The sequence below is a fragment of the Curtobacterium sp. AC272 genome, assembly GCF_979258155.1.
Map to the genome: position 1 here is coordinate 3,800,068 of NZ_OZ409838.1, position 18,146 is coordinate 3,818,213.

At 70.5% G+C, this 18,146-nt stretch carries 17 protein-coding genes and 2 pseudogenes; 11 read left to right on the forward strand and 8 right to left on the reverse strand.

What is annotated here, in order from left to right:
• Positions 1-2 precede the first annotated feature (2 nt).
• Both ACZZ0J_RS19565 and ACZZ0J_RS19570 read left to right on the forward strand, forming a co-directional pair.
• A complete protein-coding gene (locus ACZZ0J_RS19565; RefSeq protein ID WP_463438064.1) occupies positions 3-1,949 on the forward strand; it encodes a glycoside hydrolase family 31 protein in 1,947 nt (648 codons plus the stop codon).
• A gap of 29 nt (positions 1,950-1,978) precedes the next feature.
• Positions 1,979-2,365 (forward strand): hypothetical protein, encoded by a 387-nt coding sequence (locus ACZZ0J_RS19570; RefSeq protein WP_463438065.1) that lies wholly within the window; start codon positions 1,979-1,981, stop codon positions 2,363-2,365.
• 82 nt (positions 2,366-2,447) lie between these two features.
• On the opposite strand, the gene ACZZ0J_RS19575 is transcribed toward ACZZ0J_RS19570, so the two are convergent.
• Positions 2,448-3,509 (reverse strand): LacI family DNA-binding transcriptional regulator, encoded by a 1,062-nt coding sequence (locus ACZZ0J_RS19575; protein ID WP_123673542.1) that lies wholly within the window; start codon positions 3,507-3,509, stop codon positions 2,448-2,450.
• Between the two features lie 132 nt (positions 3,510-3,641).
• On the opposite strand from ACZZ0J_RS19575, the gene ACZZ0J_RS19580 reads away from it, so the two are divergent.
• Together ACZZ0J_RS19580 and ACZZ0J_RS19585 are read left to right on the forward strand one after the other, a co-directional pair.
• Positions 3,642-4,751: a fatty acid desaturase family protein gene (locus ACZZ0J_RS19580; RefSeq protein ID WP_123313590.1), complete on the forward strand. Its 1,110-nt coding sequence runs from the start codon at positions 3,642-3,644 to the stop codon at positions 4,749-4,751.
• Positions 4,752-4,767: 16 nt separating this feature from the next.
• Positions 4,768-4,977 carry a cold-shock protein gene (locus ACZZ0J_RS19585; RefSeq protein WP_111086735.1) on the forward strand — a complete coding sequence of 70 codons (210 nt, stop codon included), beginning with the start codon at positions 4,768-4,770 and terminating at the stop codon, positions 4,975-4,977.
• 184 nt (positions 4,978-5,161) lie between these two features.
• Here the strand turns inward: ACZZ0J_RS19585 and ACZZ0J_RS19590 are convergent, their stop codons facing one another.
• The 5 genes and pseudogenes from ACZZ0J_RS19590 to melA all read right to left on the reverse strand — a co-directional run bounded on the left by ACZZ0J_RS19590 (position 5,162) and on the right by melA (position 9,839).
• Complete coding sequence (locus ACZZ0J_RS19590) at positions 5,162-5,569, reverse strand: carbohydrate ABC transporter permease (protein ID WP_333926390.1); 408 nt, start codon at positions 5,567-5,569, stop codon at positions 5,162-5,164.
• Positions 5,566-6,045 carry a carbohydrate ABC transporter permease gene (locus ACZZ0J_RS19595; RefSeq protein ID WP_463438066.1) on the reverse strand — a complete coding sequence of 160 codons (480 nt, stop codon included), beginning with the start codon at positions 6,043-6,045 and terminating at the stop codon, positions 5,566-5,568. Before ACZZ0J_RS19595 ends, ACZZ0J_RS19590 begins: the two co-directional genes overlap by 4 nt.
• A complete protein-coding gene (locus ACZZ0J_RS19600; protein WP_131847670.1) occupies positions 6,045-7,004 on the reverse strand; it encodes a carbohydrate ABC transporter permease in 960 nt (319 codons plus the stop codon). The genes ACZZ0J_RS19595 and ACZZ0J_RS19600 overlap by 1 nt, the downstream gene beginning before the upstream one ends.
• Entirely contained in the window at positions 6,988-8,235 is a 1,248-nt protein-coding gene (locus ACZZ0J_RS19605) for an ABC transporter substrate-binding protein (RefSeq protein WP_463438235.1), read from the reverse strand. The genes ACZZ0J_RS19600 and ACZZ0J_RS19605 overlap by 17 nt, the downstream gene beginning before the upstream one ends.
• A gap of 180 nt (positions 8,236-8,415) precedes the next feature.
• Positions 8,416-9,839, reverse strand: a pseudogene (gene melA, locus ACZZ0J_RS19610) (alpha-galactosidase).
• 123 nt (positions 9,840-9,962) lie between these two features.
• On the opposite strand from melA, the gene ACZZ0J_RS19615 reads away from it, so the two are divergent.
• From ACZZ0J_RS19615 to ACZZ0J_RS19625, 3 genes are all read left to right on the forward strand, one after another.
• Positions 9,963-10,598, forward strand: a complete 636-nt coding sequence (locus ACZZ0J_RS19615) for a hypothetical protein (protein ID WP_463438067.1) — start codon at positions 9,963-9,965, stop codon at positions 10,596-10,598.
• Between the two features lie 230 nt (positions 10,599-10,828).
• A complete protein-coding gene (locus ACZZ0J_RS19620) occupies positions 10,829-11,737 on the forward strand; it encodes a GrpB family protein (RefSeq protein ID WP_463438068.1) in 909 nt (302 codons plus the stop codon).
• Between the two features lie 15 nt (positions 11,738-11,752).
• Positions 11,753-12,577, forward strand: a complete 825-nt coding sequence (locus tag ACZZ0J_RS19625; protein ID WP_463438069.1) for a helix-turn-helix domain-containing protein — start codon at positions 11,753-11,755, stop codon at positions 12,575-12,577.
• A 92-nt stretch (positions 12,578-12,669) separates the two neighbouring features.
• Here the strand turns inward: ACZZ0J_RS19625 and ACZZ0J_RS19630 are convergent, their stop codons facing one another.
• The gene (locus ACZZ0J_RS19630) at positions 12,670-13,350 is read right to left on the reverse strand and encodes a hypothetical protein (protein WP_131844795.1); all 681 of its coding nucleotides are present in this window, start codon (positions 13,348-13,350) and stop codon (positions 12,670-12,672) included.
• A gap of 213 nt (positions 13,351-13,563) precedes the next feature.
• Here ACZZ0J_RS19630 and ACZZ0J_RS19635 point away from each other — a divergent pair, with 213 nt between their 5' ends.
• Complete coding sequence (locus ACZZ0J_RS19635; RefSeq protein WP_463438070.1) at positions 13,564-14,082, forward strand: N-acetyltransferase family protein; 519 nt, start codon at positions 13,564-13,566, stop codon at positions 14,080-14,082.
• Positions 14,079-14,714 (forward strand): HAD-IA family hydrolase, encoded by a 636-nt coding sequence (locus tag ACZZ0J_RS19640; protein WP_463438071.1) that lies wholly within the window; start codon positions 14,079-14,081, stop codon positions 14,712-14,714. The genes ACZZ0J_RS19635 and ACZZ0J_RS19640 overlap by 4 nt, the downstream gene beginning before the upstream one ends.
• A gap of 6 nt (positions 14,715-14,720) precedes the next feature.
• On the opposite strand, the gene ACZZ0J_RS19645 is transcribed toward ACZZ0J_RS19640, so the two are convergent.
• The gene (locus tag ACZZ0J_RS19645; protein WP_463438072.1) at positions 14,721-15,299 is read right to left on the reverse strand and encodes a TetR/AcrR family transcriptional regulator; all 579 of its coding nucleotides are present in this window, start codon (positions 15,297-15,299) and stop codon (positions 14,721-14,723) included.
• A 90-nt stretch (positions 15,300-15,389) separates the two neighbouring features.
• Here ACZZ0J_RS19645 and ACZZ0J_RS19650 point away from each other — a divergent pair, with 90 nt between their 5' ends.
• Positions 15,390-16,385, forward strand: a complete 996-nt coding sequence (locus tag ACZZ0J_RS19650; RefSeq protein ID WP_463438073.1) for an amidohydrolase family protein — start codon at positions 15,390-15,392, stop codon at positions 16,383-16,385.
• Positions 16,375-18,134 (forward strand): annotated as a pseudogene (locus ACZZ0J_RS19655) (AMP-binding protein). Before ACZZ0J_RS19650 ends, ACZZ0J_RS19655 begins: the two are co-directional and overlap by 11 nt.
• Positions 18,135-18,146 lie beyond the last annotated feature (12 nt).

The following is an 18,146-nucleotide window of genomic DNA, read 5'->3' on the forward strand; positions in this document are numbered from 1 at the left end:
CCATGACCACCACCGCACTCCCGACGATCCGCCCGTTCCCCGGATCCGACCCGATCGCCGACCCCGCGGCCGCCGTCACGGGCGAACACTGGCGGATCACCGTGCTGGACGCCGGCACGTTCCGCATCGAGTGGAGCGACGACGGCGGGTTCGAGGACCGCGCGTCGACGTTCGCGATCCGGCGGCGGTTGCCGGTGCCGGCGTTCACCGTGGAGCGCGACGGCGAAGGTGGCGTCGTCGTCACCACCGACCGTGCCCGGCTCCGCTACGACGGCCGTCCGTTCAGCCCGAGCGGCCTGGTCGTCGAGACCATCGGCCCGGACGCGAACCGCTGGCGTTGGGGGCAGGAACCCCGTGACCTCGGCGGCACCGGCCGCACCCTCGACGACGTCGACGGCCGGATGCCGCTCGAACCCGGCATCCTGGCCCGCGACGGCATCACCGCGCTGGACGACAGCGAGTCGTTCCTGTTCGAGGACGACGGCTGGATCGGCACGCGTGTGCCCGGTCGCCGGGACGTCACGGTGTTCGCGTTCGGTCGCGACTTCGACGGCGCCCTCCGGGCCTTCCACCAGGTGTCCGGCGCCCCCACGCGCCTGCCCCGGTGGGCGCTCGGCAACTGGTGGAGCCGCTACCACCCGTACAGCGACACCTCGTACCTGGAGCTCGTGGACCGGTTCGCCGAGGAACGCCTGCCGTTCTCGGTCGCGGTCATCGACATGGACTGGCACCGCGTCGACTCCGTACCGCCGCAGTTCGGTGACGGCTGGACCGGCTACTCGTGGGAGCCGTCGCTCTTCCCCGACCCGCGGGCCTTCCTGGCGGAACTGCACCGGCGGGGGATGCGCACGACGCTCAACCTGCACCCCGCCGACGGCGTCCGGGCGTTCGAGGACGCCTACCCCGCGATGGCCGAGGCGATGGGGATCGACCCGGCGACCGAGCAGCCGATCCCGTTCGACCCGACCGACCGACGGTTCCTGCAGGCGTACTTCGACCAGCTGCACCGACCGCTCGAGGCGCAGGGCGTCGACTTCTGGTGGATCGACTGGCAGCAGGGCAGTGAGAGCGGTCTGCCCGGCGTCGACCCGCTCTGGCTGCTCAACCACTTCCACCTGCTCGACTCGGCGCGCTCGGCGGACCAGGGGATGACCTTCTCGCGCTACGCCGGCCCCGGCAGCCAGCGGTACGCCGTCGGGTTCTCCGGCGACGCCGTCGTGTCCTGGGCGTCGCTGGCGTTTCAGCCCGAGTTCACCGCCACGGCCGCGAACATCGGCTACCCCTGGTGGAGTCACGACATCGGCGGCCACACCCGCGGGGTCCGCGACGACGAGCTCGCCACGCGCTGGGTGCAGTTCGGGGTGTTCTCGCCGATCATGCGGCTGCACTCCGCCAACAACCCGTTCATCCGCAAGGAACCGTGGGTGTTCCCCGCCGAGCCGCGCACCGCGATGGGGGAGGCCCTGCGCGTCCGTCACCGCCTGGTGCCGTACCTGCACACCATGAACCACCGGACCGCCGAGGGCACCGCGCTCGTCCGCCCGCTGTACCACCTGGAACCACGGCGCGACGAGGCGTACCGGGTGCCGAACACGTACGCCTTCGGGTCCGAACTGCTCGTCGCCCCGATCGTCGAACCGCGTGACCCCGTCACCCTGCACGGGACCGCACGGGCCTGGTTGCCGCCGGGGACCTGGACCGACGTGTTCACCGGCACCGTGTACGCCGGCGACCGGTTCGTCGACCTGCACCGCACCCTCGACAGCGTGCCGGTGCTGCTGCGCGCGGGCGGGTTGCTGCCCTCGCCGCCGAGGACCAACTCGACGCCACCGCGAACCCGACCGCCTTCGAGGTCCTCGTCGCCCCCGGTGCCTCCGGGTCGTTCACCCTGGTCGAGGACCAGGAGGACCCCGCCGGCGACACCGGCCGCAGTGCCGAGACCCGTCTGACGTGGGACGCGGCGCTCGCCGAGTTCCGCGTGCACGCCACCACGGGCGCGGTCGACGTCGTCCCGGCCCGTCGCGACTGGCGGATCACGTTCCTCGCCGCCCCCGCGGACGGGCAGGTCGTGTCCGCTCGTGACGAGGACCGGTTCTCGGTCAACCTGACCGTGGAGTCGACTGCGGGCGGAGCGGTCACGTTGACCGGGTCGCCGGTGGTCGGCGTCGACGCCCGCGAAGCGGTCCGGCGCGCCCTCGAACGCGCACAGGCCGGCAACGCCGAGAAGCTCACCGCGTGGGACATCGTGTCGAAGGACCTGCCGCGCGCCGACCGGATCGTCGAACTGGGCACCGTCGACCTGCCCGAGGCGCTGCGTGCCGTCGTCGTCGAGCTGCTGGGGAGCGTGCACCCGGGCGAGCGCTGATGCTGCGCCGAGTCTCGGAGGAGCGGCCCCGAGGCTCGCGCTGGGCGACACTCCTCGGGCGGATCGCCACGAGGAGTGTCGCTCAGGCCGAGACTCGGCCCTGGCCCTGCGCCTGCCCGCGGTCGACCGAGCCGTCGGGGAACGGCGCGCTCTCGCCCACCAGCAGCCGGTGCCCGACCGTGACCAGCCGGCCCGGTACCTCCGAGCCGTCCATCCGCTCGAGCAGCAGGTCGAGGGCGGTGTCCGCCAGCGCGACGGTGTCCGGCGCGACCGACGTCAGGCTCGGCACCAGGCTCGACCCGAGTCCCATCGCGTCCCACCCGACCACCGCGATGTCCCGCGGAGCGTCGAGTCCACGCAACCGCATCGCGCGCAGGACCCCGAGGGCGGCGAGGTCGTCGCGGCAGAGCAGTGCGTCGACCCGGAGCCCGGCATCGAGCGCCCGACCGAACGCGGTCTCGGCACCTGCGGCGTCACCGACCTCGCGGGGGACCAGGAGCGCGTCGTCGACCGGCAGACCGGCGGCTGCCAGCCCGGCCCGGTAGCCGTGGAGCCGCACGCCAGAGGTGCTGGACTCCGGGCCGGTCTCGTGCCCGAAGAAGCCGATGCGTCGGCGACCGAGCGCGACGAGGTGCGCGACGGCCTGCGCCGCCGCGGCCGCGTTGTCGATGACCACCTGGTCGGAGTACTGAGGGCGGACGTCCTCGCCGAGGAACACCACGGCGGTGTCCCCGCGGATCCGGTCGATCGCCTCGGGGGTCAGGACCTGGGGGTGGATGACGACGCCGTCGACCACCCCGGCCTCGCGACCGCGCACAGCGGAGCGCTCGCCGTCGGCCTCGCCGAGGGTCTCCTCGAGCAGCAGTTGGTACCCGCGTTGCGCGCAGACGCGGGAGAACACGTGCGCGAGCTCGGCGAAGTACGGCCGCCGGAGGTCGGGGAACGCGAACGCGAGCATGTTCGACCGGCCGGTGGCGAGCGACCGTCCGGAGACGTTCGGGCGGTACCCGAGCTCGTCGATCGCGGCCTGCACCCGGTCGCGCATCGGCGGACTGACGTGCTGGTAGCCGCGCACGACGTTGGACACGGTCTTCATCGAGACGCCGGCGTGCACGGCGACGTCCTGCAGCGTGACCTTGCCCATCCGATCACCGTAGTGGGCAGGCTGATTGTCAGGTGGAATCGCACCTTCAGGCCCTAGGGTCGCACCAAGCGCAATCGCGTGAACTACCACGAACCGGTCGAAGGGCCGGTCCGCACCGGAAGGTTGGTCCACTTGACCACCACTCCGCTCGCTCCGGGCTACACACGTACTCGTCCAGGAACAGGAAGCCCCAAGGGCACCTCGACCTACTCCGCTCTGCTCGCGCAGGTCAAGGAGAACGGACTCCTCCGCCGCCGCACCGGGTTCTACTGGTCGCTGTTCGGCACACTCATCGTCACCTTCGCGCTCGCATGGGTCGCGTTCGCGTTCCTCGGTGACTCCTGGTTCCAGCTGATCGTCGCCGGCGCACTCGGCGTGATCTTCACGCAGTTCGCGTTCCTGTCGCACGAGGCCGCGCACCGCCAGGTCTTCGCCTCGCAGAAGTGGAACGACCACGCCGGCCGCTGGCTCGGCACCTTCCTGGTCGGCCTCAGCTACTCGTGGTGGATGAACAAGCACACCCGCCACCACGGCAACCCGAACACCGTCGGCAAGGACCCCGACATCGCACCCGACGGCATCCGGTTCCTGCCGGAGGACGCCGCGGCGGTCAAGGGTCCGCTCATGACGACGTTCATGCGGTTCCAGGGCTGGCTGTTCTTCCCGCTGCTGACGCTCGAGGGCCTGAACCTCCACCGGTACGCGGTGCAGAGCATCGTCACCGGCAACGGCACCAAGGCCGACGTCAAGCACCGCTGGCTCGAGGCCGCCCTGCTCGTCGCGCGCTTCGGCATCTACCTGACGGTCGTGTTCTGGTTCCTGCCGTTCGGCATGGCCTGCGCGTTCCTCGGTGTGCAGCTCGCCGTGTTCGGCGTGATGATGGGCGCATCGTTCGCCCCGAACCACAAGGGCATGCCGACCATCGCGCACGACGCCAAGGTCGACTTCTTCTCGCGCCAGGTCCGCACGTCGCGCAACATCCGCGGCGGCTGGTGGGTCTCGTTCCTGATGGGCGGCCTGAACTACCAGGTCGAGCACCACCTGTTCCCGTCGATGCCCCGCCCGGCGCTGAAGCAGGCTCGCCTGCTCGTCCGCGACCACTGCGACACGCTCGACGTGCCCTACACCGAGACCACCCTGCTGCGCTCCTACGGCATCGTCGTCCGGTACCTGAACCGGGTCGGGCTCGCTGCCCGTGACCCGTTCGCCTGCCCGATGGTCGCGCAACTGCGCATCCACTGACGCCGTGCTGTCGACCATGCCGACCGGCACCGTGAAGTGGTTCGACCACGCCAAGGGGTACGGCTTCATCCACCCCGACGACGGGTCCGAGGACCTGTTCGCCCACTTCTCCAGCATCATCGCGACGACCGGTTACCGGTCGCTCGAGGAGAACGACCACGTGCAGTACGACGTGGGCCCCGGCAAGAAGGGCCCGCAGGCGGACAACATCTCGATCATCCGCTGACGCGGACGACGGACGGGAGGCACGGTGCCAGCTGGCACCGTGCCTCCCGTCGTTTCTTTCCCATGTCCACTGCGCTGGTGTGCGGAATCGGGCGTACCTGGTCGAAAGAAATGGGCAGGTACGCCCGATTCCGCCAGGTACGCCGCGCGCCGCGCCGCGGCGCGCGCCGCGCCGCGCCGGCGGGCTACTTGATGCCGGTCGAGGCGATGCCCTGCACGAACTGGCGCTGGAACGCCAGGAACACCACGAGCAGCGGCAGCACGGTCACGGTCGCGATGGCCATCACGGCACCCCACGGTGAACTGAACGCCGGGTTGTTCGTCAGCGTCGACAGGGCCACCGGCACGGTCAGGTTCTCGTTGCCCTGCAGCACGACGAGCGGCCAGAGGAAGTCGTTCCACCGGGTCATGAAGCCGAGGATCACGAGCACCCCGACCAGGGGGCCGCACGAGGGCAGCACCACCCGGAAGAACGTCTGGAACTCGCCGGCGCCGTCGAGCCGAGCGGCCTCCATCAGGGCGTCCGGCACCCCGAGCATGAACTGCCGGGCGATGAAGATCCCGACGACGTCGAACACGGTCGGCAGGATCACCGCCCAGGGGAGTCGACCAGGCCGATCTTCGCGACGACCAGGAAGCTCGGCACCAGGGTGACCTGGATCGGGATCATGATCGTGACGAGGAACGCCGAGTACAGCAGCCCCCGGCCCACGAACCGGAACTTGGCGAGGGCGTACCCGGCCATCAGCGACACGACGACGCTCAACGCGGTGCCGACGCTGGTGATGAGCGCCGAGTTGCCGAGCCACCGCCAGACCGGCTGCGTGCTGAACACCTGCGTGTAGTTCTCGAACGTCGGCCGCGTCGGGAACAGCGAGAACGTGCCGCTCTGCGACTGCCCGCCGGGGGTGAGCGCCGAGACGACCATCCAGTACAGCGGGAACACCATCAGGATCGCCAGGGCGGTGAGCCCCGCGACGAGCAGCCACCGGCCGGGACGACGGCGAGGGACGCCGGCGCGACGGGGGCGGGCCCGCCCGGGACCGACACGCGATTCGAGTACGGCCATCAGAGCATCTCCTCCGCCTTGCGGTTGGCGCGCTGCCGGAGCAGCGTGAACACGAGCAGGATCGCGACGAGCACCAGTCCGAGTGCCGCGGCGTAGCCCATCCGGGCATCGATGAACGCGGACCGGAACACGTACTGGATCAGCACGGTCGTCGAGAACCCGGGGCCACCGCCGGTCATCACGTAGATGACGTCGAAGGCCTGCAACGAGAACACGACGTTCAGGATGAGCAGGATCGACGTCGTCGGGCGGAGCAGCGGCCACGTGATGGTCCGGAACCGCACCCAGCGCGAGGCGCCGTCGATCGCCGCGGCCTCCTTGAGCTCGGCCGGCACGGACTGCAGCGCGCCGAGGTAGATCACCATGCAGAAGCCGATCCGGGTCCAGACCACGACGACCACCAGGGTCGCCATCGCCCAGCCCGGAGCGGTCAGCCAGGGCACGCGCCCCATGCCGAGCGCTTCGAGCAGGTTGTTCACGACGCCGTAGTCGCCGTTGAAGATCCACGACATGATGACGCCCACCACGACGCCGGCCGCGACCATCGGCACGAAGAACAGGGCGCGGAACACCGAGCGGCCGGGCAGCGGCCGGTTCAGGGCGACCGCCAGGGCGAGCCCGATCGCCATCGAGGTGGGCACGGTGCCGAGCGTGAACACGAGCGTGTTCCGCAGCGCCGTGCCGATGAGCGGGTCGGAGCCCATGTCGACGAAGTTCTTCCCGCCGACCCAGGTGCCGTCGCCGAGCGAGGTGCTGGAGTCCTGGAAGCTCAGCGCGATCGCCGTGATGATCGGGATGAGCGAGAAGCCGAGGAACAGCAGCGCCGCGGGGCCGATGAACACGTACGGGACGAAGCGGCCCCGGCTCCGGCGGGCGCCGCCGCCAGCGGGGAGCCCACCGGTCGGTGGGGCGGTGGACGCCGTCGTGCGGACCGGCGCGGTCTCAGTTCGCAGTGACACTGCGCATCGCCTCCATCATCTGGTTCGAGGCCTCTTTCGGGCTCAGCTGCCCGAGCAGGCAGAGGTCGAGGTAGTCGGCGAACACCGCGTTGAGCGAGCTGAAGTACTCGCCGCTCTCGGCCTTCACCATCGAGAGCGGGATCGTCGTCCCCTGGTCGATGAACCGCTGCATCGTGTCGGTGTTCGCGGCGTACCCGATGTCCTTCGCGTCGAGGGACTTCCGGGCCGGCAGCCAGTTGCCGTCGTGGCAGAACTGCTGCATCTTCGACCGCGACGTGATCATCGCCACGAGCTCGGCCGCGAGCTCCGGGTGCTTGCTCGACTTCGTGACGGCCAGGGCGTTGCCGCCCAGGTCGCTCGCCTCCCCGACGTTCCGGATCATCGGGGCCGTGCCCCAGTTGTCCGGCATGTCGGTGTCGAGTTGCGCGATCGACTCCGGGTTGTTGAGCATCATGCCGATCTGCCCCGTCAGGAACAGGTTCCGCGAGACGTCGCCGCCGCCGCTCTTGCTGAGGTTGCCCGTCGTCGCGAGTCCCTCGGCGTACCACTTCCGGCCGAAGGCCAGGGCGTCGATCGCCTCCGGGGTGTCCATCGACGGGGTGGCACCGTCCTCGCCGAGGAACGCGCCGCCGTTCTGGTGGACCAGCGGCAGCCACCGGTACGCCGTTTCGGGCGACGACCACCCGTACCCGAACGCGTACTTGCCGGTGACCTGCTTGACCTCCTGCGCGACGTCGAGGAACTCGTCCCACGTCCACGCGTCGGCCAGTGCCTGCGGTGGCGTGACGCCGATCTGCTCCATGACGTCGCGGTTGTAGTAGGTGATGAAGTTGTCGGTGTGCTGGAAGACGCCGTACACGCCGTCGTCCCGCGCGCCGATCGCCCAGAACGGGTCGCTGTAGTCCTGCCGGTAGTCCGCCGGGACGGACCCCGAGATGTCGACCAAGCTGCCGTTCGCGGCGTACCGACCGATCTGCTGCGGGGTGATCCGGATGACGTCCGGCGCCAGGTCGGCGGCGAGCCGGGTGATGAACCACTGGTGGAACTGCCCGGTGGTCACCTCGACGGCGACGCTCGTGCCAGGGTGCGCCGCGACGAACTCGTCGGCGATCGCCTGGTAGCTCGTGATGTCCGTCGGGATGTTCCAGGTGGACAGGCGGATGTGCTTCGTCCCGCCGCGGCCGGTCGTGCCGCCACCGGCGCACGCTGCCAGCGCGCCGGTCAGCGAGATGCCGGCGAGGGCGAGGAACCCCGTCTGGCGAGCTGGGGGATGGTCGGGTCGGCATGGTCCTCTCCTTTGAGGTCGTGGTGCCGTTCAGGTCGGCCGGGAGGCGCGGGGTGCGCACACGGGACGCCGCGCGTCCGACGTGGGGTCGCGTCCTGGACCCGACCCCACGTCGGGCGCGACGGTTCAGACGAGCGCGGGGCGGGCCTCCCGGCCGGCCACCGGTGCCGCGGTGACCGCGTCCGCCGGACGCAACGACTCGGGGAGCAGCGCCGCGTGGGCGTGCAGGAGCTCGTCGGTCATCTCGGCGATGCGGTCGAGCGTCAGGTGCGCCGCCGTCAGCGGGTCCAGAGCCACCGCGTGGTGGACGTGCTCGACGTTGCCCGTCAGCGCAGCGCGCACCGCCAGGGTCTGCACGTTCGTGTTCGTGCGGTTGATCGCGGCGAGCTGCGGCGGGAGCTCACCGAACGACGTCGGCTGCACCCCTTGCCGTCGACCAGGCACGCGACCTCGACGCAGGCGTCGGACGGCAGGTTCTGGATGACTCCCGTGGCGTTCGGGACGTTGCCGTAGACCACCGCGGGGACGCCCGTCACGATCGCGTTCACGATGCTCGCGCCGTACTCGACGCTCGGCGTCAGGTCGGCCTTGAGCTTCTCGAGCTGGGTGTCCACGTCGCCCTGCTCGTCGTGCGCCAGGCAGATCTCGTAGTAGTCCCAGCGCTCCGGGATGTACTCGAGCACCGTCTCCGGGTCCTTGCGGAAGTACGGCACGTACTCGCTGGCGTGGTGGCTCGACTCGGTCTCGAAGTACCCGAACGAGCGCATCAGCTGGGTGCGGACCTGCTCGTTGCCGCCCTCGTAGTTGCTCGCCGCGGCAGCCGCCTCGCTGTGGTCGCCGTCGTCGTCGTGCAGGTCGGACGCCGCGACGCCGCGCTGGTGCTTCGCCGTCATCACCTCGCGCAGACGCGGGTACAGGTCCTCGCCGTTGCGTCGCGTGAACTCGAGGATCCACGCCTGGTGGTTGATGCCGGCGCTGACGAACTCGACCTCGTCGTACGGCACGCCGAGCGTGCGCGCCAGCATGCGGGTCGTGCCCTGCACGCTGTGGCAGAGCCCCACCGTCCGGAGCCCCTTCGCGTTGAGGAACGCCGTGGCCATCGCCATCGGGTTCGCGTAGTTGATGAACTGGGCGTCCGGGCAGAGCTCGAGGGCGTCGCGGGCGATGTCCTCGTACGCGCGCACCGACCGCAGGAACCGGAAGACGCCACCCGGGCCGACGGTGTCGCCGACCGCCTGGTCGATGCCGTACTTGCGCGGGATCTCGACGTCCCACTTGTACGACTCGACGCCGCCGACCTGGAACGTGATGATGACGACGTCCGCACCCGCCAGGGCCGCACGCCGGTCCGTGGTGTCGAGGACCTCCACGCCGAGGCCGTGGTGGGCGACGAGCTCGCGGGCGGCCGTCGCGGTGCGGGCGACCCGACCCGCGTCGAGGTCCATGAGGTGCAACGTCGCGTCCTGCAGGGCGGGGAAGGAGACGAGGTCGCCGATGAGCCGGAAGGGGAAGACGAAGCCGCCGGCGCCGATGATGGTGATCTTGGTCATGTGTCGACGGTAGGAAGCGCGGGGGTGTGCGGTCCTCCGGCTTCGGACGGTGGGGTTCCAGGATCCTCGGATCGGTCCGGCTTGTGGCGTTCCTGACTCGGCCGGAGCTCGTAGGGTTCGGTGATGCACTGGCAGCAGTCACTCCTGGCGCGGATCGAAGCGGCGCCGGCAGTCGGCGCGGTCCGTCCGTACGGCTCCGTCCTCACGCCCGACGAGCTGGACCGGTGGAGCGACCTCGCCGTCGAGCTCGATCTCGTTGCGGACGTCGACGCGCGGACACTCCTCGGCGGTGAACCGTGGGCGTGGCAGAGCACCCTCGACGACGGAGTGCAGCACGTTCGAATCGTGCTCGCGGACGGCCGCCGCGTGGACCTCGCGACGCGAGGCGCGACGCTCGAGCTTCCTCCGGAGCCTCCGGACAACAGTCAGCGGTTCGACCTCGTACTGGCCGCCACACGGTTCGGACGCGGAGCGGACGTCATCGGGCTGCACCTCGTGCTCGGGGTGGTCCGCGAGGCGCTCGTGCACAGCATGCTCCTCGCAGACCAGCGGGAGGGGACCGTGCACCACCGGTTCGGCACCGCGACGGACCTCGCCGCGGCCGAGAGCCAGACGGCACTGTCCGGAGCGCTGAGCCCTTCCCTGGCGTTGCGAGTCGCCTCTGTCTACGCGGAGAGCCGTGCGGCCGTCGACGAGGACTACCACGCCGACTGGAGCGGTCTGGTCGCCGTCGTCGCTACGGGGTCTCGGCGATCTTGAGTCACCCGCTGGCACGACCCGGGTCGCGACGGTCGTCGTACGCTGGCGGTCGTGGACGAGTGGTGGGACGTGGTCGATGCAGGCGGTGGAGCGACGGGCACGACGTTCCGGCGAGGCGACAGCGGTTGGCCCGCCGGGTCCTTCCACCTCGTGGTCACGGTCTGCGTCCACCGCGCCGACGGGACCGTCCTCGTCACGCAACGAGCTCCGACGAAGGAGTTCGCGTACGGGTGGGAGTTCCCCGGAGGAGCGCGCTCGCCGGCGAGTCGGGGACAGCGGCGGCCTGCCGTGAACTGCGCGAGGAGACCGCCCTCGAGGTCGCACCCGACGCGCTGCAATGGGTCGGGCGCTTCACCGAGGACTCTGCGCTGGTGGACCTCTTCACCGTTGGGGAACCTGCCGGCTCGACCGTGCGGCCAGCTCCGGCCGAGGTCATGGCCTGGAAGTGGCTCCCCGCGTCCGAGGTGGTCGAACTCCGTCAGAGCGGCGTGATGGCGGATCCGTGGGGACCGCGGTTGGACGCGCTGTGGCCAGCGGCGATGGCCACGATCCGGTCCGTGGGAGAGCATCCCGCGGTGCAGCTGGAAGCACACCGCGACTCCTGGGAGGCGGACTACCAGCGTGAGGCGTCGCGGCTCGTCGCCGCGCTCGGAGAACGCGTGCTCGCGATCGAACACATCGGCAGCACGGCCATCCCGGGCCTCGAAGCGAAGCCGGTCATCGACATCGCGGTCCAGGTCGCAGTCGACACGGATCCGTCGGCGCTCGGCCCGTTGCTCGCGGCGACGGGCTACACGCAGCACCGTTCCGGTCCGAAGAACCACGGGGTGTACACCCGAGAGCGGGACGGGGCGAGGACCCACATCCTCCACGCCTTCGCCTCGGACCAGTGGGACGAATGCAACCAACGGCTCTTCCGGGACAAACTGCTCAGCGACCCGACCGCCGTTGCGCGGTACCGGGAGGTCAAGACCCGAGCAGCGCGATCGTCGGACGGTCGTGCCTACACGGCCGCGAAGAGCCAGGTGGTGCAACAGCTCCTCGATGAGGAACGTGCCGCCCGAGGTCTCGCGTCCGTGACGGCGTGGGACAAGGAGGCGCTGGGCTCGCATCGCCGCCCGAGTACCGAGGGGCTCTGACGTAGTCTCGACATCGTGCTCGACGTGGAGACGATGGAAGCGGCGTACTGGAGCCACCGCGGCCCGGCCCCGCTCATGGCGTCGTCCCACCGGCACGACGACCTCGAGATGAACCTGGTGCTCGACGGGCACCTGGACTACCGGTTCGGCGGAGCCCCGGTCAGCGTGCACGCGGGCGAGATCGCACTGTTCTGGGGCTGGACCCCGCACCAGCTCGTGGGTGACGGCACCGGCACGGGCGAGTTCCGCTGGGTGCACATCCCGCTGGCCGAGGTGCTCGCGTGGGGACTGCCCGACCACGACCTCGGAGCGATGCTCCTGAACCGCCCGGTCGTCGTACCGACCGCAGCTGCCGGGCGTGACGTCGAGTCGATGCTCGGGTCGTGGCAGCGGGACTTCGAGGACGACGGTGCGGAGATCATCGCCAACCTCGAGGCGCAGGCGCTCGTGCGTCGCCTGCTCCGGCACCACCGCGACGCCGTTGACCTGCGGCCTGGCGGCGGGCACGGCACCGCGGATGCCATGCACCGGGTGATCGACATGGTGCGGTTCGTGGTCGACCGGTTCCGGGAACCGATCGACGTCGCTGACGTCGCAGCGGCCGCGCACCTGCACCCGCACTACGCGATGTCGGTGTTCCGACAGGACGTCGGCACCACGATCGTCGAGTACCTGACACGGTGCCGGGTGGCCGAGGCGCAGCGGTTGCTCGCGACGACGTCCATGACGACGTCGGAGATCGCGCACGCCGCAGGATTCGGGTCGCAGTCGAGTTTCTACGTGCACTTCACCCGCGCCTGTGGAACTGCGCCAGGTGCGTACCGAGCGCGGGCTCGCTGACCCGGCGCCTCCACGCACGAGCAACGCCCCGTCGCGAGCGACGGGGCGTTGGCCGTTCCGGTCTGCCATGCACAGCCGGAGTACGTGGGGTGTTACTTGATCTGTGCGGTGATGGTGGCGGTGCCGACGAGGAGGCCGCGCTTGACGGCGTCGGTGCCGAAGGTCTTGTTCAGCAGGCCGGCGGCGTCTTCGGAGACGTGGACGGTGGTGCCGGTCAGGATGGCGTTGTCGCCCTCGAGCTGGAGGGGCTTGAGGGAGCCGCCCCAGAGCTCGAACAGGTACGCGTTGGACGCGGCGACCTTGCCGTTGACCAGGACGTCACCGTAGAGCTTGGAGGAGCCCGGGTTCACGACGAAGTTCTCGAGCGTGACGGTGGTGTCGCCGGCCTTCAGGGTCAGGCCGGAGTCGTCGTGGTTGAGCAGGCCCTGCACGTAGGGCTTGTAGTTGCCGTCCGGCGACCAGTACGTGACCGACCCGGCGGTGATCGGGAACGACACCGACCCGTCGGCCAGGGTCGCGTCTCCGGAGACGCCGGGGGTGAGCTTGAGGGCGGTGAGGGCGTCGGTGAAGCCGGAGTCGAGCTTCACGGCGGTGGAACCACCGAGGACCTCGGGGACCGAGGCGACGGGTGCGGGGATCTTCGACGACGACGACGAGACCGTGTGGACCTGGGGGGTCGAGGCCTGGGCGGAGGAGATGCCGAACGCGGCACCGCCGAGCACGAGGGCGCCGGTCGTGGCGAGGGTGATGGAGGTCTTCAGGCTCTTGCGCATGGTGATCTGTCCTTTGCTGAGGTGTCGCGCTCGGCGCGGCTGCTGTGTGCGCGCCGAACACACCCTGGTGCAGGGTGGAGAACCAGCAATGTGCGGCTGGTGAGCGCTCCGGGTGGTTCCCGGTCTGTGCAGGTGATTCGGCGCCCTGCCCCAAGTCGATTGGAATCCGTTCGGACGAGTTTCGCCGACGGCTGTCTGTCCTACGCTCGGTCCATGCAGGGGATCACGATCCGACCGACGACCGAGGCTGATTGGGAAGCCGTCCGAGCGCTCCGCCTGGAGATGATCCAGGACACCCCGATGGCCTACGCGGAGCACCTGGCGGACGCCGAGCAGCACGACGAGACGGAATGGCGTGCGCGGGGTCGCCGAGGTCAGGACGTCGGGGGGACCTCGCTCGTGGCGATCGACGCCGACGGCCGCTGGGTCGGTGCGATGGGGGCGTTCATCCCGGACACCGCCACCGGACCGTTGCTGGTCGGGGTGTACGTCGCGCCGTCGCACCGAGGCCGTGCGGCCGGCGTGACCGATGCGCTGCTCGACGCGATCGAGGCGTGGGCTTCCGGCCACGGCACCACGCTCCGTCTCCACGTGCACGAGCGCAACCTGCGGGCTCAGGCCTTCTACGCCCGACGCGGGTACGAGCTGACCGGGGCGACCGAGCCGTACGTCCTCGCGCCCGACGAGCGGGAGCTCGAGATGATCCGTCGACTCGACGGGGTCTCCTCATGACCGGCGCTGGGGTGCGGTGGCTGCTGCTCGACGTCGGTGGCGTGCTCGAGATGGTCGACGACGCGGCATGGCCCGCGCAGTTCCGCACGCGGTGGGCGGCTGCGTTCGGCATGACGGACGAGGAGTTCTCCTCGCGGTTGTCGGAGGCCGACCTGCCCGATGCCGCGCGACGGACCGGGGTCGACGACGAGTACTGGGGGAAGATCGGCGCCGCCCTTCGCGCCTCGGCCGAGGTGCTCGCGTCGATGCGAGCCGACTTCTGGGACGCGTACTGCGGCTCCTTGAACGAGCCGCTCTTCGAGTTCGTCGCCGGTCTGCGCGGGACGGTCGGGCTCGCGATCCTGTCCAATTCTGGTGACGGCGCCCGTCAGGAAGAGGAGCGACGATTCGGGTTCGCGGCCGTGTTCGACCCGATCTGTTACAGCCACGAGATCGGCGTCACGAAGCCGGAACCAGAGGCCTTCCGGATCGCACTCGACCAGCTCGCTGCCGCGCCCGAGGACGTCCTCTTCGTCGACGACGTGCCGGAGAACATCGAGGCTGCGCGGGCGATGGGGATCCGGGTGCACCTGCACGAGGAGACCGCGGACACGATCGCGGCGATCCGTGCGGCCGTGAGCGGAGGAGCGTGAGCGCCGCTACTGCGGAGCGCTGGATTCGGTGGGGTGCGACCCGGTGGTGAGCGACGCCACCCAGCCCCGCGCCGCGCGGAGGAGGTCGTCACGTGACGCGCCCTCGAACGCGCTGAGGCGCAGGAAGTGCTGCGTGATCGTGATGCCGAGGATGCCGCTCACGGTCAGCAACGCCCGCAGCCGGGCGTCGTCGCCGTCCAGCGAGCGCGCCAGGTTCTCGACCCGCTCGTCGAGGTAGCCACGCATGGTGTCCGCCGCCTCGGGCACCGTCAGCATCGACCGGACGAGCGCGGCCGTCTCGGCGGGGAGCGCGTCGAACCGGATGCCCAGGACGTCGAGCAGGTGGTCGGCCGCCGCGCGCTCGCTCCCACCGTCCGACGTGGCCGGCAGCTGCACGGCGGTCGCGAACAGCGCTGCCTTCGACCCGAAGTGCTGCATCACGAGCGACGGATCGATGCCCGCTGCTGCGGCGATGCTCCGGATCGTCGTGCCCTCGTACCCGTTCGCACCGAACTGCTGTCGAGCGGCTGCGCGGATGCGCTCGGCGGTCTGTGCGCGCTTCGCGTCGCGTGAGGTCTCGGCCATGCGTCTGACTCTACGGCGTTGAGCGAGGTGTACGGTTCACTCAACGCCGATGAGCGAGAACGTCGGTGCACGACCTGACGGAGGAACCCGATGACCCTGATCGCGATCGAAGAGCACTGGAACCACCCGGCCCTGACCGACGCCGTCAACGCCCTGCCCGAGGACCGCCGCGACCCCAGCACGGCGCTGGACGAACTCGGCGACAACGGCGAGCTGCTCCGTGACCTCGGTGACACCCGGCTCGCAGCGATGGACGCGCAGGGGATCGACGTCCAGGTGCTGTCCCTCGCGCCGCCCGGAGCGCAGCCGCTCGATGCCGCGGACGCGATCCCACTGAGTCGGCAGGCGAACGACATCGCGATCGCCGCGGTCGCGGACCACCCGGACCGGTTCCGCGCGTTCGCGACCCTGCCGATGGCCGACCCGGCCGCCGCCGTCGCCGAACTGGAGCGCACCGCCGGCCTCGGCTGCGTGGGGGCGATGGTCTACGGGCGGACCGGCGAGGTGCCGCTCGACGACCGCCGGTACGACGACCTCTTCGCCGTCGCGGCGTCGCTCGGGCAGCCGGTCTTCATCCACCCGCAGATCCCGTCGAAGCGCCTGCGCCAGGCGGCGTACGAGGGGTTCGACCCGATGGTCGAGCTCGGGTTGGCGACCTTCGGGTGGGGCTGGCACCTCGAGGCGGCGCGTGCGGCACTGCGCCTCATCGTCGGGGGTACCTTCGACCGGCACCCGGACCTGCAGGTCGTGCTCGGCCACTGGGGCGAACTGCTGCTCTTCTGGCTCGACCGTGCGGACAGCCTGTCGCGGGTCGCCGGACTCGAGCGGACGGTGTCCGACACCGTCCGCTCCAACCTCCACATCACCAGCTCGGGGATGCTCAGCCCCACGCTGCTCCGGCACGCGCTGGACGTCACGACGCCCGACCGGCTGCTGTTCTCCACCGACCACCCGTTCCAGCGACCCTCCGCCGCCGAGATCGACACGTTCCTGCAGCAGTTCCCCTCGGAGGCGGCCCGCGACGCGTTCACGTCGGGGAACGCACGTCGGCTGTTCGGGATCGGCGACCAGACGGATGCGGCATGATCGGTCCGTGCCCACCCCGAACGTGACCGCCGCGTACCGCGCTGCCCGTGACCAGTTGCTCTCCGCAGAGTCCGCCGATGCCGCCCGCGCCGCCTTCCGGTGGCCGGACCTCGGCGACACCTTCAACTGGGCGGACGACTGGTTCGACGTCATCGCGGCCGGGAACGACCGCATCGCGCTCTGGATCGTCGACGCGGCCGGCTCGGAACAGCGGCTCAGCTACGCGGAGATGGCCGCCCGGTCCGACCGCTTGGCCGTGCGCCTGCACGAGCACGGCGTCCGGAAGGGCGACCACGTGCTGGTCATGCTCGGCAACCAGCTCGAGCTGTGGGAGACGATGCTCGCGGTGATCAAGCTCGGGGCCGTGATCCTGCCGACGTCGACGATGCTCGACACCGCCGACCTGCAGGACCGCGTCGATCGCGGAGCCGTCGCACACGTCGTCACGAACCGCAGCGAGACCGCGAAGTACGACCACGTCCGCGGGGACTTCTCGCGTGTGGTCATCGGCGGCACGGCGGACGGCTGGACGGACTACCCGTCGGACCTCGGAGAACCAGCGCCCGCGGGGAGTCGCGACCGATCGTGGTCACCAAGACCTCCGATCCCTGCCTCGTCTACTTCACGTCGGGCACGACCTCGAAGCCGAAGATGGTCGTGCACACCCAGACGTCCTACCCCGTCGGACACCTCAGCACGATGCACTGGCTCGGTCTGCGGCCCGGAGACGTGCACCTGGCGATCAGCTCGCCCGGCTGGGGCAAGCACGCCTGGAGCTGCTTCTTCGCGCCGTGGATCGCCGAGGCGACCGTCTTCGTCCACGACACCCCGCGGTTCGATCCGGCCGCGCTCCTCGCCCAGCTGGAGTCCGCCGAGGTGAGCACGTTCTGCGCGCCGCCCACCGCCTGGCGGATGATGCTCCAGTCCGATCTCGGTGCGCGCCCTCGGGCACTGCGCGAGGTCGTGTCGGCCGGAGAACCACTGAACCCCGAGGTCATCGACCGGGTCGAACGCGCGTGGGGTCTGACCATCCGCGACGGCTACGGGCAGACCGAGACCACCGCGATCATCGGCAACGCCCCGGGCAGCACCGTCACCCCGGGCGCGATGGGCCGCGCGTTGCCCGGCGTCACCGTGACGCTGCTGGACCCCGTCACCGGGCAGCCCGGCGACGAGGGCGAGGTCTGCCTGGACCTCGACGAGCGACCGGTCAACCTGATGGCCGAGTACCTCGGCGACCCCGAACGGACCGCGGCATCGATGCGCGACGGCTTCTTCCACACCGGCGACATCGCGGTGCGGGACGCCGACGGGGAGCTGACCTTCATCGGTCGGACCGACGACGTGTTCAAGTCGTCCGACTACAAGGTGTCACCGTTCGAGGTCGAGAGTGCCCTGCTGCAGCACCCCGCCGTGGCCGAGAGTGCCGTCGTGGCCGCCCCCGATGACGCCCGGCTCAACGTCGTCAAGGCGTACGTGACGCTCGCCGCCGGCTTCGAGGCGACGGCGGACACCGCCGAACAGGTACTCGCGTACGCGCGGACCGCGCTCCCGGCGTACGCACGCGTGCGTCGGGTCGAGTTCGCGGAGCTGCCGAAGACCATCTCGGGCAAGATCCGGCGCGTGGAGCTGCGGGAGCGCGAAGAGCGCGCGGCCGCGAGCGGGGTGCCCGTCGACGGCGAGTGGCGCGACGAGCAGTTCCCGGGACTGCGCGCGTCCCGTCCGCAGCGACCGTCCACCGGCAGCTGACACGCGGCGCGG

Coding starts and splice junctions, on each gene's coding strand:
- ACZZ0J_RS19575 (WP_123673542.1), bottom strand. CDS start 3,509: ATGGGCAAGGTCACGCTGCAGGACGTCGCCGTGCACGCCGGCGTCTCG.
- ACZZ0J_RS19585 (WP_111086735.1), top strand. CDS start 4,768: ATGCCGACCGGCACCGTGAAGTGGTTCGACCACGCCAAGGGGTACGGC.
- ACZZ0J_RS19565 (WP_463438064.1), top strand. CDS start 3: ATGACCACCACCGCACTCCCGACGATCCGCCCGTTCCCCGGATCCGAC.
- ACZZ0J_RS19645 (WP_463438072.1), bottom strand. CDS start 15,299: ATGGCCGAGACCTCACGCGACGCGAAGCGCGCACAGACCGCCGAGCGC.
- ACZZ0J_RS19650 (WP_463438073.1), top strand. CDS start 15,390: ATGACCCTGATCGCGATCGAAGAGCACTGGAACCACCCGGCCCTGACC.
- ACZZ0J_RS19630 (WP_131844795.1), bottom strand. CDS start 13,350: ATGCGCAAGAGCCTGAAGACCTCCATCACCCTCGCCACGACCGGCGCC.
- ACZZ0J_RS19615 (WP_463438067.1), top strand. CDS start 9,963: ATGCACTGGCAGCAGTCACTCCTGGCGCGGATCGAAGCGGCGCCGGCA.
- ACZZ0J_RS19595 (WP_463438066.1), bottom strand. CDS start 6,045: ATGGCCGTACTCGAATCGCGTGTCGGTCCCGGGCGGGCCCGCCCCCGT.
- ACZZ0J_RS19635 (WP_463438070.1), top strand. CDS start 13,564: ATGCAGGGGATCACGATCCGACCGACGACCGAGGCTGATTGGGAAGCC.
- ACZZ0J_RS19640 (WP_463438071.1), top strand. CDS start 14,079: ATGACCGGCGCTGGGGTGCGGTGGCTGCTGCTCGACGTCGGTGGCGTG.